The organism is Nocardioides sp. (assembly GCF_035429765.1).
In the GTDB taxonomy this organism is placed as follows: domain Bacteria; phylum Actinomycetota; class Actinomycetes; order Propionibacteriales; family Nocardioidaceae; genus Nocardioides.
In genome coordinates, this window is record NZ_DAOMFK010000091.1 from 1 (window position 1) to 12,399 (window position 12,399).

16 protein-coding genes are annotated in these 12,399 nt (G+C 71.6%); 7 read left to right on the forward strand and 9 right to left on the reverse strand.

From position 1 onward, the window contains the following. Positions 1-64: 64 nt before the first annotated feature. On the reverse strand, positions 65-661 hold the full coding sequence (locus tag PLP61_RS09900) for a transposase (protein ID WP_324502540.1): 597 nt from the start codon (positions 659-661) through the stop codon (positions 65-67). Positions 662-748: 87 nt separating this feature from the next. Next, on the reverse strand, positions 749-1,264 hold the full coding sequence (locus PLP61_RS09905; protein WP_324502542.1) for a class I SAM-dependent methyltransferase: 516 nt from the start codon (positions 1,262-1,264) through the stop codon (positions 749-751). Positions 1,265-1,341: 77 nt separating this feature from the next. Here PLP61_RS09905 and dapB point away from each other — a divergent pair, with 77 nt between their 5' ends. Further along, positions 1,342-2,097, forward strand: a complete 756-nt coding sequence (gene dapB, locus PLP61_RS09910) for a 4-hydroxy-tetrahydrodipicolinate reductase (RefSeq protein WP_324502543.1) — start codon at positions 1,342-1,344, stop codon at positions 2,095-2,097. 6 nt (positions 2,098-2,103) lie between these two features. On the opposite strand, the gene PLP61_RS09915 is transcribed toward dapB, so the two are convergent. Then, a complete protein-coding gene (locus PLP61_RS09915) occupies positions 2,104-3,162 on the reverse strand; it encodes a zinc-dependent dehydrogenase (protein WP_324502544.1) in 1,059 nt (352 codons plus the stop codon). A 225-nt stretch (positions 3,163-3,387) separates the two neighbouring features. On the opposite strand from PLP61_RS09915, the gene PLP61_RS09920 reads away from it, so the two are divergent. After that, on the forward strand, positions 3,388-5,352 hold the full coding sequence (locus PLP61_RS09920; protein ID WP_324502545.1) for a PTS mannitol transporter subunit IICBA: 1,965 nt from the start codon (positions 3,388-3,390) through the stop codon (positions 5,350-5,352). Between the two features lie 86 nt (positions 5,353-5,438). Here PLP61_RS09920 and PLP61_RS09925 read toward each other — a convergent pair whose 3' ends face one another. From PLP61_RS09925 to PLP61_RS09945, 5 genes are all read right to left on the reverse strand, one after another. Beyond that, on the reverse strand, positions 5,439-5,738 hold the full coding sequence (locus PLP61_RS09925; RefSeq protein WP_324502547.1) for an AzlD domain-containing protein: 300 nt from the start codon (positions 5,736-5,738) through the stop codon (positions 5,439-5,441). Continuing rightward, positions 5,735-6,424: an AzlC family ABC transporter permease gene (locus PLP61_RS09930; protein ID WP_324502549.1), complete on the reverse strand. Its 690-nt coding sequence runs from the start codon at positions 6,422-6,424 to the stop codon at positions 5,735-5,737. The genes PLP61_RS09925 and PLP61_RS09930 overlap by 4 nt, the downstream gene beginning before the upstream one ends. A 131-nt stretch (positions 6,425-6,555) precedes the next feature. After that, positions 6,556-6,774, reverse strand: coding sequence for a hypothetical protein (locus tag PLP61_RS09935; protein ID WP_324502550.1), 219 nt, complete (start codon positions 6,772-6,774; stop codon positions 6,556-6,558). Positions 6,775-6,883: 109 nt separating this feature from the next. After that, entirely contained in the window at positions 6,884-7,393 is a 510-nt protein-coding gene (locus PLP61_RS09940) for a GNAT family N-acetyltransferase (protein WP_324502552.1), read from the reverse strand. A gap of 14 nt (positions 7,394-7,407) precedes the next feature. Beyond that, positions 7,408-7,989: a DUF3043 domain-containing protein gene (locus PLP61_RS09945; protein ID WP_324502554.1), complete on the reverse strand. Its 582-nt coding sequence runs from the start codon at positions 7,987-7,989 to the stop codon at positions 7,408-7,410. A 139-nt stretch (positions 7,990-8,128) separates the two neighbouring features. Between PLP61_RS09945 and PLP61_RS09950 the strand changes: the two genes are divergently transcribed. Genes PLP61_RS09950 through pspAB form a run of 4 tightly spaced genes read left to right on the forward strand, consistent with a single transcriptional unit; the run spans position 8,129 to position 10,687 of the window. Next, the gene (locus PLP61_RS09950; protein WP_324502556.1) at positions 8,129-8,911 is read left to right on the forward strand and encodes a PspA/IM30 family protein; all 783 of its coding nucleotides are present in this window, start codon (positions 8,129-8,131) and stop codon (positions 8,909-8,911) included. Beyond that, the gene (gene pspAA, locus PLP61_RS09955; protein WP_324502557.1) at positions 8,908-9,186 is read left to right on the forward strand and encodes a PspA-associated protein PspAA; all 279 of its coding nucleotides are present in this window, start codon (positions 8,908-8,910) and stop codon (positions 9,184-9,186) included. Before PLP61_RS09950 ends, pspAA begins: the two co-directional genes overlap by 4 nt. A gap of 4 nt (positions 9,187-9,190) precedes the next feature. After that, positions 9,191-10,105, forward strand: a complete 915-nt coding sequence (gene htpX / locus PLP61_RS09960; protein WP_324502558.1) for a zinc metalloprotease HtpX — start codon at positions 9,191-9,193, stop codon at positions 10,103-10,105. A gap of 9 nt (positions 10,106-10,114) precedes the next feature. Beyond that, a complete protein-coding gene (gene pspAB, locus PLP61_RS09965; protein WP_324502559.1) occupies positions 10,115-10,687 on the forward strand; it encodes a PspA-associated protein PspAB in 573 nt (190 codons plus the stop codon). A gap of 33 nt (positions 10,688-10,720) precedes the next feature. Here pspAB and nadA read toward each other — a convergent pair whose 3' ends face one another. Further along, complete coding sequence (nadA, locus tag PLP61_RS09970) at positions 10,721-11,896, reverse strand: quinolinate synthase NadA (RefSeq protein WP_324502560.1); 1,176 nt, start codon at positions 11,894-11,896, stop codon at positions 10,721-10,723. A 63-nt stretch (positions 11,897-11,959) separates the two neighbouring features. Here nadA and PLP61_RS09975 point away from each other — a divergent pair. After that, positions 11,960-12,399 (forward strand): glycerate kinase (locus PLP61_RS09975; protein WP_324502561.1); only part of this gene is annotated, 440 nt, incomplete at its 3' end.

The window sequence follows — 12,399 nt, forward strand, 5'->3', positions numbered from 1 at the left end:
GACCAGCCCGCGACCGCGACCGGCACCACTGCCGCGAGGGCCAGCACCGCCACGATCCAGCCGCTCACGACGCCGCTCCCAGGGCCTGGCCGGCGAGGTGGCCGGTGAGCTCGCCGGCCCTTCGCCCCTCGACCAGGCCGGCCGCGCGGGCCCGCTGGGTCACCGCCGACTGGGTGATGCCCAGCCGTCGGGCCGCCTCCTCCTGGGTGAGTCCGCTGTCCAGCAGGTCCACGACTGCCCATCCCTTCGAGGAGCGGCGGTGCAGCAGGTCGGCCCACAGCCACAGCGCGCTCTCGAGCGCACGCGCGGCCCGGGGCGAGTCGCCGCGGACACAGACGTGCCACGGGGACCGTTTGGCCGCGGTGACCGCCTCCCGGGCGTGCAGGTACGCCGAGCCGCGCCCTGCCCGACTGTGCTCGGGCAGGGGCTCCTCGACCTCGCCCAGCCCGATGCCCACGTTCCACCCCCCGGCCCGCAACAGGGTCTCGGCGACCTCGGCCACCCTCGTGGGGTCGGTGGTCAGCGCCTGGATCTCGTCACCGACGGTCCGCTCGAAGGGCAGCGCCATCCGGTGGCCGGCCAGCCTCTGCAGGATCTCGGGCACCCGGTCGTGACCGGACCTGCTGGCGCGCTGGTCCACGGTGAACACGGCGACCCGCACCGGCGACCTCCCGGGGACAGTAGAGGGACTGTGGCTCAGGCTAGATCAGGTTCAGACCTGATATCAAGTAGTGAGTAGGTGGAAACCTTATCGACGGCCGATGATGCCGACGACAGGCGGCGCCTTCTGCTCCACCAGCGAGACCCGGAACCCGCCGTCGGCGAGAGCCGCCGAGGCCTTGCGGACGATGTTGGGTACCAGCTCGGCCTGCTTGGCCTCGTAGAACAGGTAGACCGCGCCTCCCGGAACCACCCGCTGGTGCAGCAGGGCCACCTCCGCGGCGCACTCGCGCACCCAGAACAGGTTGACGTTGAAGGCGAAGACCTTGGTCAGCCGCTTGACGGGGACCCGGAGCGTGGCCAGGTCGATCTGGCGGACGGTCAGTCGGCCCGCGTCGATGAAGGCCTGGTTGCGGCGCTTGGTGCGGTCCACCCCCGACTCGGAGCGGTCGATGGCGAAGAGCCGGCCCGTCTCCAGCCGCGAGCAGATCAGCTCCGCACCGGCTCCGGGTCCGCAGCCGATCTCCAGGACGTGGTCCGCCGGCTGGACGTCCATCAGGTCCACGGCCCACCTGATGCGCGCCGGGATGGGCTGTCGTGGCATGCCCACAGACTGCCACTTCCTCGTCCCGGAGTCAGTGACCGGCGCTCCGCCGACGGCCGCGGCGCTAGGTTGGGCTCGTGAGCGCAGCGATCAGGGTGGGCGTGCTGGGAGCCAGGGGCCGGGTAGGGAGCGAGGTGTGCCGCGGGATCGAGGCTGCGGCGGACACCGAGCTCGTGGCCGCGGTCGACGTCGGGGACCCGCTGGAGGACCTGGTCACCGAAGGAGCGCAGGTGGTGGTGGACTTCACCCATCCCGACGTGGTGATGGACAACCTCCGGTTCTGCGTCGAGCACGGGTTGCACGCCGTCGTCGGCACCACCGGCTTCGACGAGGAGCGGCTGGGGACCCTGCGCGGCTGGCTCGCGCAGGCCCCAGGTACGGGGGTCCTGGTGGCGCCGAACTTCTCCCTGGGCGCTGTCTTGATGATGCGCTTCGCGGCGCTCGCCGCCCCACACTTCGAGTCGGTGGAGATCGTGGAGCTGCACCACCCGACCAAGGCGGACGCCCCCTCGGGTACGTCGCGGCGCACCGCCGAGCTGGTCGGCCGGGCACGGCGCGAGGCCGGCTGCCCACCGGTGCCGGACGCCACCTCCAGCGGGCTGGAGGGAGCCCGGGGCGCTCTGGTGGACGGGGTCCGCATCCACTCGGTGCGCGTCCGGGGACTGGTCGCTCACCAGGAGGTGCTGCTGGGGGGACCGGGGGAGACCCTGACGCTTCGCCACGACTCGCTGGACCGCGTCTCCTTCGTGCCCGGCGTGCTGGCCGGGGTGCGCGCGGTGGGCGCGCGCCCTGGGCTCACCGTGGGCCTGGAGCAGGTCCTCGATCTGGACTGACGGCGCTCAGGGCTCGACGGTGACCTTGATCGCCTCGCCGTTCTTGACGATCTGGAAGGCGTCCAGGACGCGGTCCAGCGGGATGTGCTCGGTGATCAGGTCCTTCACCGGCACCTGACCGGTGGAGATGTACTCCAGCGCCCGCTTGTTGTGCTCGGGCGCCGACCCGTTGGCGCCGTGGATGTGCAGCTGCCGGTAGTGCACCACGTTGGAGTCGCAGGTGATCGTCGGGTTGGTCTTCGGCAGCCCCCCGAAGAACGAGATCCGACCGTTGCGGGCGGCCATCGCGATGGCCTGCTCCTGGGTGATGTTCGCCGCCGTCGCGGTGATCACGACGTCCGCGCCGCGGCCCCCGGTCAGCTCCATGACCCGGGCGACCACGTCGACCTGGGAGCCGTCGATGGTCTCGTCGGGGGCGACCGCGTCGGCCGACATCCGCAGCCGGTCGGCGTTGACGTCCACGAGGTAGACCGGCCCGCACCGGTGGACACCGCGGGCGATCCGGATGTGCATGCACCCGATCGGGCCCGCGCCGAACACCACCACGGTGTCGCCCTCCTCGATGCCGAGCAGCTCCTGGGCGTTGATCGCGCAGGCGAACGGCTCTGCGGCGGAGGCCTCGTCGTACCCCACGTTGTCGGGGATGCGGTTGAGCCCGTCGACCTTGAGGACCTCCCGCGGCACGATCATGTACTCGGCGAAGCCGCCGTCGTACTGGTAGCCGACCGAGGTCTGGTTCTGGCACACCGCCATCCACCCCTTGCGGCACTCGTGGCACTCCCCGCAGGGCACTGCGGCGATGACCTGGGCGCGGTCACCGACCTGCCAGCTCGAGCCGTACGTCGCGTTGACGTTCGCGCCGACCTCGACCACCTCGCCGGCGATCTCGTGGCCGGTGGTCCGGGGCGGGGTGAGGTTCTGGTGGCCGTTGTAGAAGATCTTCACGTCGGTGCCGCACGTCGAGCAGTTCCGGACCCGGAGCTTGACCTCGTCGGGGCCGCACTCGGGCTCGGGCACGTCCTCCAGGCGGACGTCCTCCGGTGCGTAGAAACGAAGTGCCTTCATGGCTGTTCCTTCCTGAGGCGCTGCAGGCGCGTCGCTGCGAGGCGGATCTACTCACCATAGTCCTGCCCGTTTGTCTTTGTTTCGCTGTCAAGAGTTTGGATCAAACCCTTGACTTAGTCAATAGGTGCCGGATATGAAGGGATTCACAGATCGGTATGGCAGGGCCACCCGCGGCAGCTTCGGAACGCGCAGCGCGAGCGAGCCGGCCGAACAGAAAGGACCAGCATGGCCACAGCCACCACCCAGGCACCGGAACGGACCTCGGTCCGGGTGCACGTGCAGAAGTTCGGCACCTTCTTGTCGAACATGATCATGCCCAACATCTCCGCGATCATCGCCTGGGGCCTGGTCACCGCGTTCTTCATCGACGTCGGCTGGACCCCGAACGAGAAGATCGCCACGATGGTCGGGCCCGCGCTCTACTACGTCCTGCCCGTCCTGATCGCCTACACCGGCGGCAAGATGGTCTACGGCGTCCGCGGCGGCGTCGTCGGCGGGTTCGCGGTCATCGGCGTCATCATGGCCACCAGCGACCCGATCTTCCTGGGAGACGACCGCACCGGGTCGCCGATGTTCCTCGGCGCGATGATCATGGGGCCGCTGACGGCCTGGCTCATGAAGCACGTGGACGCCTTGTGGGCGGGCAAGATCAAGCCTGGCTTCGAGATGCTGGTCGACAACTTCTCGGCCGGCATCCTCGGCGGGATCCTGGCTGTCGTGGGGATGTTCGTGCTGGCGCCGCCCCTGCTGTGGGTGATCGACCGCCTCGGTGAGGCCGTCGACTGGCTGGTCAGCAACGACGTGCTGCCGCTCACGTCGCTGTTCATCGAGCCGGCCAAGGTGCTGTTCCTGAACAACGCGATCAACCACGGCGTGCTCACCCCGCTCGGCATCGAGCAGGCCCAGGAGACCGGCAAGTCCGTGCTGTTCCTGCTCGAGGCCAACCCGGCCGCGGGATTCGGCCTGCTGATGGCCTACACCGTCTTCGGCAAGGGCATGGCCAAGGCCACCGCCCCGGGCGCGGCGATCATCCAGTTCCTCGGCGGCATCCACGAGGTGTACTTCCCCTACGTGCTGATGAAGCCGCGGCTGATCGTGGCCATGATCGCCGGCGGGATGACCCAGATCTTCATCAACGTCACCTTCGACTCCGGCCTACGGGCGCCGGCGGCTCCCGGCTCGATCTTCGCGGTCTACGCCCAGACGCCACGGGACAGCCTGGTCGGCGTGACCCTGTCGGTCATCGGCGGTGCCGCCGTGAGCTTCGTGATCGCCGCAGTCCTGCTGCGGATGGACAAGGGGGACATCGAGGAGACCGACCTGCTCGAGGCGATGGGTGCGATGGAGTCCCTGAAGGGCAAGAAGTCCGCGGCGGCCGCCGCGGTCATCGGTGCCGGTGCAGCTGCTCCGTCGGGTCCGATCAAGAACGTCGTGTTCGCCTGCGACGCCGGCATGGGCTCCTCCGCGATGGGCGCGTCAGTGCTGCGCAAGAAGATCCACGACGCCGGCTACAAGGACGTCACGGTGGTCAACAAGTCGATCGCCGACCTCACCGACAGCTACGACGTGGTGGTGACCCACCAGGACCTGGCGGCGCGCGCGGGACAGAAGACCGGCTCCGCGGTGCTGGTCACCGTGGACAACTTCATGGGCAGCCCGCGGTACGACGAGATCGTCGAGCTGGTCCGGGAGTCGAACACCCAGGCGCCCGCAAGGGAGGCCGCTGCGGTGGCGGAGCCCGCGACGGCTCCGCTGGGCGAGCTGCTCCCGGAGGCCTCCATCGTGCTGGAGGGCACCGCCCTGACCCGCGAGGAAGCGATCACCGAGGCCGGTCGGCTGCTGGTCGCCAGTGGCGCGGTCGAGCCGGCGTACGTCACGGCGATGCACGAGCGGGAGAAGTCGGTGTCCACCTTCATGGGCAACGGCCTGGCGCTCCCGCACGGGACCAACGAGGCGAAGTCCCTGGTCAGGGCGACCGGCATCTCGTTCGTCCGGTACTCCGACGGGGTCGACTGGAAGGGCAAGGAGGCCAGGTTCGTGGTCGGTGTCGCCAGCGCCGGGGACGACCACCTGACCCTGCTGGGCAAGATCGCAGAGGTGTTCCTCGACCCTGCCCGGATCGCCGCCCTCGAGTCGGCCACGACCAAGGCGCAGGTCCTCGCGGTCCTCAACGGCGTGAAGGTCGGCTGAACCCCACGACGCCGTCCCGCCGCCCTTCGCGGGCGGTGGGACGGCGTCGGTGTCCACTGACGAGGACGGGCCCGCGACGACCGGCCTCACCCCAACCGGGCCAGCGCCGCGACCACGGCCGCGCCGAAGACCACCACGAGGAACGGCGCCCGCAGCAGCAGCGCGACGACGGCGAAGACGAGCCCGAGCAGCCTGGCGTCGAGCACCAGCCGGTCCCCCTCGGCGAACGCCTGCACGGCGACCAGGGCGGCCAGCAGGGCCACCGGGATCAGGTCGGTGACCCGTTCCACGACGGGGTGGTCCAGCACGCGGGAGGGGACCGACAGGCCCGCGAGCTTGAGCAGGTAGCACCCCACGGCGGCCGTCAGCAGCCAGCCCCAGGTCACGACCGCTCGCCCCCGACGTCCTCGGGCCCGGGCACCTCCGTCGGGTCCGGGCGACGGGAGAGCACGCCGACCAGCAGCGCCACCCCGCCGGCCACCAGCACGGGGACGCCCGCCGTGGCGACGGGCACCAGGCCCAGCGCCACGCCGGCGGCGAGCACGGCGACGACGCGGTTCCTGGGGTCACGAAGCCGCGGCCACAGCAGGGCGAGGAACGCGGCGGCCACCGCCGCGTCGAGCCCGAGGTCGCGTGGGTCGCCCAGGCCGCGTCCGGCCAGCGCACCCAGGAGGGTCATCAGGTTCCACAGCACGAAGATCGACAGGCCGGTGGTCAAGAAGCCCACCCGCGCGGCCGCCGGATGCCCCCGGGTGACCGCCATCGCCGTCGACTCGTCGATCACCAGGTGCGCGGCCGCGACCCGCCGTCGGCCGGTCCAGGCCAGCAGCGGAGCCAGCCGCATCCCGTAGAGAGTGTTGCGGGTGCCGAGCAGGAGCGCGGTCAGGGCACCGGACAGCGGCGCACCCCCGGCGGCGACCACCCCGACCAGGGCGAACTGGGAGGCCCCGGTGAACATCACCAGCGACAGGGCGCTGGCCTGCCAGACCGACAGCCCCGCCCCGACCGCGATCGCGCCGAAGGACAGCCCGTAGGTGCCGGTGGCGATGCCGACCCCCCAGGAGTCACGCACGATCCTCGCCCGCTCCGCCGGCCAGGACCCGCTACCGCCTCCTGTGCCCGGGGTCGAGTCGCCGTGCGCCACGCGCGGGACCCTACCCGGTCATCCGCGGGCGCTCAGCGCCTGCGCGCCCTGACGGGCGCTCAGCGCCTGCGCGCCCTGACGGGCGCCGGGCGCCGCGAGAAGTCGTGGAGCAGCGCGAAGGCGACCAACATCCCCGCCAGCGCACCGACCGCGGCACCGGCGGCCACCACGGCCGGGACGGACGTGGAGTGGGCGAGCCAGGCCCCGGTCGCGATACAGACCAGCAGCACCGCCACAGCGGTGAGCCGACGGTAGAGCGTGGGAAGCGGACCGATCATCGTGGGTGTCCCGGGTCGTGGTGCGCACCGGAGTCTCCGGTGCCAGATCTCCATACTCCCGGGTCGGCGGAGGAAATCAAGAGTTCAGCGGCAAAGCATGCGGATCGGCTCAGACCAGGCCCGTGTGCAGCCGGACCTGGGCCACGGTGGTGACACCGTCGCCGGCCAGGTCGAGCCGCCGGTGCGCCCCGTCGGCCGCCCAGCCCGCCCGCGTCAGGAAGGCTCGCAGTGCGTCGTCGGTGGCGGTGACCCAGCAGACCGCACGCGTGAACCGGTCGGCCACCAGCGTGTCGACGGCGGCCTGGAGCAGCCGTGAGCCGTGGCCCCGGCCGCGGTCCGAGGCGGCGACGACCAGCTCACCCAGCTCGGCGTCGCGCACCGGGTCGCAGTCCGGGTCCGCGGCGGGGAGGGTGACCGCGAACCCGGTCACCCGGGCCCGGTCCAGGGCCACCAGTACCCGGTTGCGGGCGTCGCCGGGGGCGGTCAGCGACCGGCGCCACACCTCCGCGACCTCGGCGACGTCGGGCAGCGTGCCGGCCAGGTCGGCGTACCCCTCGCGCCAGGCGCGCACCTGGACCGCGGCGATCGCGTCCGCGTCCCCCGCCCAGGCGACGCGCACCGAGAGGTCCGCGCTCAGTGGTAGTCCTCCGGGAGCTGCTGGCCGATCTTCACCCGGGACTTCGGCAGCCGCATGAACTTCATCTGCAGCGCTCGCATGACTGCGTAGTAGGTGGTCCCGGAGTAGGACTGCCCCGGGAACCGGCGGGTCAGCTCGCGACGCAGCTTGATGCGCAGCGTCACCATGTCCACGGCCACCAGCATCAGCGAGCCGAGCAGGATCGCGTTGGCGTAGGACGCCAGGGTGGTGCTCCCGGAGTAGCTGAGCACCAGCGTCACCAGCAGCACCGGGAGGAGCAGGTCGATGAAGGAGAACCGCGAGTCGACGAAGTCGCGCACGAACCGCTTCACCGGCCCCTTGTCCCGGGCCGGCAGGTTGCGCTCGTCCCCGGTGCGCATCGCCTGGCGCATCCGCTGCGACTCCTCCGAGCGGCGCTGGCGCTGCACCGCGGAGAGCTCCCTGCGCGAACGCGGCGGCTTGGCCCGCGCCCGGGCCGCCGCCTCGGCCTCGCGACGGGTCGGCGTGGGCCGCCCCTTGCCGTCGGGCTTGGGCGGGGTGGCGGGCTGTTCGGGGTCGGACTTCGTGCGGCGGAACACGGACTGGCCTTCGTGGCAGGGGAGGAGGACCGGCCCAGCGTACCCGGACCTGCCGACCTCGCCGAGGTTGGGGATTACGCCTAGGGTTGACCCCAGGAGCTCACCGACGGGTGACATCACGAGGGAGGGGTCGCACCCCATGGGTCTGTGGCAGCGCATCACGATGATCTTCCGGTCCAAGGCGCACAAGGCGCTGGACCGTGCCGAGGATCCCCGGGAGACCCTTGACTACAGCTACCAGCGCCAGCAGGAGCTGCTCGCCAAGGTGCGCCGCGGGGTCGCCGACGTCGCCACCTCCCGCAAGCGCGTGGAGATCCAGCTCGGCCAGCTGGAGCAGCAGTCCGGCAAGCTGCAGACCCAGGCGGAGAAGGCCATCCAGATGGGCCGGGAGGACCTGGCCCGGGAGGCGCTGACCCGCAAGTCCGGGCTCACCACGCAGATCACCGACCTCAAGGCGCAGCACGCCCAGCTCCAGGGCGAGGAGGAGAAGCTGACGCTGGCCCAGCAGCGGCTGCAGGCCAAGGTGGAGGCGTTCCGCACCCGCAAGGAGACGATCAAGGCGACCTACACCGCTGCGGAGGCGCAGACCCGCATCAACGAGGCGGTCTCCGGAATCGGCGAGGAGATGGGTGACGTCGGGCTCGCGATCCAGCGGGCCGAGGACAAGACGGCGCAGATGCAGGCCCGCGCCGGCGCGATCGACGAGCTGATCGCCTCCGGTGCGCTCTCCGACGTGACCGCGACCGGAGGCGGTGACGACATCGCCCGCGAGCTGGACGCGATGAGCTCCGCGGCCGACGTCGAGGCCGAGCTGTCCCGGCTGAAGGGCGCCGCCGCCCCGCAGGCGATCGAGCCGCCGGAGGCGGGCGGGGAGATCCTCCAGGCGCAGCCCGAGGCTGTGGAGGGGGAGTCCTCGTCATGATCGTGCGGATCCTCGGCGAGGGGCAGCTCGACGTGCCCGCCGAGTCGCTGGACGAGCTCAACCGGCTCGACGACGCGCTCGAGACGGCGGTGGCCTCCGGGGACGAGGATACGTTCGCCGTTGCGCTGGCCGACCTCCTCGGCGCGGTGCGCGCGGTCGGGACCTCCCACGACCTGGAGAGCCTGGTCGAGTCGGACGTGATCCTGCCTCCGGCCGACGCCACCCTGGCCGAGGTCCGCGAGATGCTGGACGAGCACGGCCTGATCCCGGACTGACCCGATGGCACGTTCTCGCTTCATCAGGGACACCGGGCTCACCGTCCGGATGACCACCGTCATGTTCCTGCTCGGGGCCCTGTTCGTCGGGCTCGTGGTCACCTTGATGTTCATCGTCCGGAGCCCGGCCCTGTCGCTGCTGATCGGCCTGGTCGGGATCGGCATCGCCTTCTACCAGTGGTACGCCTCGGACTCCTTGGCCATGCGCGCCATGCGGGCCCGCGAGGTCACTGCGCAGCAGGCGCCGGAGCTGCACGCGATGATCGACCGGCTGTGCGCGATGGCCGACATGCCCAAGCCGCGCGTCGGGGTCGCCGACCTGGACCTCCCCAACGCCTTCGCCACCGGCCGCTCCCCGGACCGCGCCGTGGTCTGCGTGACCACCGGCATCCTGGGCAAGCTCACCGCCGAGGAGCTGGAGGGCGTGCTGGCCCACGAGCTCTCCCACGTCGCCCACCGCGACGTCCTGGTGATGACCGTGGCCTCCACCGCCGGCATCATCGCCGGGATGATCACCCGCGGGGCCCAGTGGGGCGGTCTCAGCTTCGGGCGCAGCCGCGACCGGAACGTGGTCGCGATGTACTTCCTCACCCTGCTGGTCAGCCTGGTCGTCTACGCGATCAGCTTCTTCCTCACCCGGATGCTCTCCCGCTACCGCGAGCTGTGCGCGGACCGGTCCGGCGCCTACCTCACCATGAAGCCCGCCGCCCTCGCTTCCGCGCTGCAGAAGATCACCGGCGAGATGGCCGCGATCCCGCAGCGGGACCTGCGCGCCACCCGCGCCATGAACGCGTTCTTCATCGCCCCCGCGATCAGCGGAGCCACCCTGCGCACCCTGTCCTCGACCCACCCGTCTCTGGAGCAGCGGCTCGAGCAGCTGGCCAGGATCCAGGCCGAGCTCAGCCGGCCGACCGCCTGAGGACCCCCGATGGGACTGTGGACCGCGCTGACCGGCCGGAGCCGGGTCAAGCGGCCCAACCTCGACGCGCTCTTCGGGATCCCCAGCGCGGCGATCACCCTGGAGGCGGCGGCGGGGTTCCGGCCCACCGGGGTCGGCTCGGTGTGCTTCCGCGCGGCCACCGGTGCGGCGTACCAGCAGGCGCAGAGCGAGATCCTGGCGCTCGTCCACGACGACCCCGACGCGCCACCGGCCGAGGTGAGCCAGGACGAGTACGGCTACACCTGGCTCACCGTCCGCGCGACGCCCGAGGACACCGCCGGGCTCTGCACCGACCTGCATGCCGTCAACCGCACGTTGGCCGACCAGGGCTTCGACTCGGGGCTGCTGTGCACGCTCGTGCCGTTCGCCGACCCGGCCGGCCGGTGCTTCGGGCTGGTCTACCTGTACAAGGCCGGCACCTTCTACGCCTTCGCCCCCAGCGGGCCGCAGACCCGCGACCACCTGCTGGAGATCCAGGTCCGCGACACGCTCTCCGGTGAGCTCCCGATGGAGCAGGACCTCTCCCGGTGGCTGGCGCTGTGGGGCGCCCCGGGGATGTGAGGCAGACGGGCTGTACGGCCCCACGCCGCCCGGTCAGTCGCGGGCGGACTTGCCAGGCAGGTCCAGCATCCGCTGCAGGGCGACCAGGGCGTCGCGCTCGGTGTCGGGGTCGACCTCGATCCGGTTGACGACGACCCCCTCGACCAGCGACTCCAGCGCCCAGACCAGGTGCGGCAGGTCGATCCGGTTCATCGTGGAGCAGTAGCACACGTTGCGGTCCAGGAAGACGATGTTCTTGTCCGGGTGCCGGTCTGCGAGTCGCTTGACCAGGTTGAGCTCGGTGCCGATCGCCCAGGAGGAGCCCGCAGGCGCGGCCTCGACGGTCTTGATGATGAACTCGGTCGAGCCGATCAGGTCGGCCTTCAGCACCACGTCGTGGGTGCACTCGGGGTGCACCAGCACGTTGATCCCCGGGTACGACGCGCGCAGCTCGTCGACCACGGCGGCGGAGAACCGCCCGTGCACCGAGCAGTGGCCGCGCCACAGGATCACCCGGGCCGCCCGCAGCTCCTCCGCGGTGAGCCCGCCGTCGGGGAGCAGCGGGTTCCAGACCACGCAGTCTTCGAGTGAGTAGCCGAGCTTGAGCACGGCGGTGTTGCGGCCCAGGTGCTGGTCGGGCAGGAACAGGACCTTGCTGTCCGGACCCCTCTGGGCGAACGCCCACTCCAGCGCGACGTCGGCGTTGGAGGAGGTGCACACCAGTCCGCCGTGCCGCCCGCAGAAGGCCTTGATGTCGGCGGAGGAGTTCATGTAGGTCACCGGGACCACCACGTCGGCGACGCCGGCGTCGCTCAGCGCGTCCCAGGCGTCCTCCACCTGGGCCAGCCGGGCCATGTCCGCCATCGAGCAGCCGGCGGCCAGGTCGGGCAGCACGACCTGCTGCTCGGGCCCGGTGAGGATGTCGGCGGACTCGGCCATGAAGTGCACGCCGCAGAAGACGATGTACTCCGCCTGCGGGCGGGCCGCCGCGTCCCGGGCCAGCTTGAAGGAGTCGCCGGTCACGTCGGCGAACTGGATCACCTCGTCGCGCTGGTAGTGGTGGCCCAGCACGAACACCCGCTCCCCGAGCGCGGCCTTCGCCGCGCGCGCCCGCTCGACCAGCGAGGGGTCGGAGGCCGGGGGGAGGTCGCCGGGGCACTCGACGCCGCGCTCGGTGTCGGGGTCGCGGCCCTTGCCGAAGGGGAGCAGCGGAAGGTGCACCGTGGTCATCCCGCCATCCTAGAGCCGGCGGCCGGCAGGCCCCAGGCCGCGGGCGGACGGCAGGATGGGGTCATGCGTGTGCTCATCGCGCCGGACAAGTTCGCCGGGACCCTCACCGCCGTCGAGGCGGCCACGGCGATGGCGGCCGGCTGGTCACAGCAGGCACCCCGCGACCGGCTCGACCTCGCCCCCATGGCCGACGGCGGCCCCGGGTTCGTCGACGTGCTCCACCCGGCCCTCGGTGGCGAGGTGCTGGCGGTGACGGTGAGCGGTCCCTTCGGGGCCCCGGTGCCCGCCACCGTCCTGCTCGTCGGCGGCACGGCGTACGTCGAGAGCGCCCAGGCCTGCGGACTGCACCTCACCGAGGGCCGACGTCCGGAGGAGGCGAGCACCTACGGCGTCGGGGAGCTGCTGGCCAGGGCCGTCGAGGCGAGTGCGACCACGGCGCTCGTCGGGCTCGGCGGCTCCGCGACCACCGACGGCGGGGCCGGCGCCCTGGCCGCGCTCGGCGC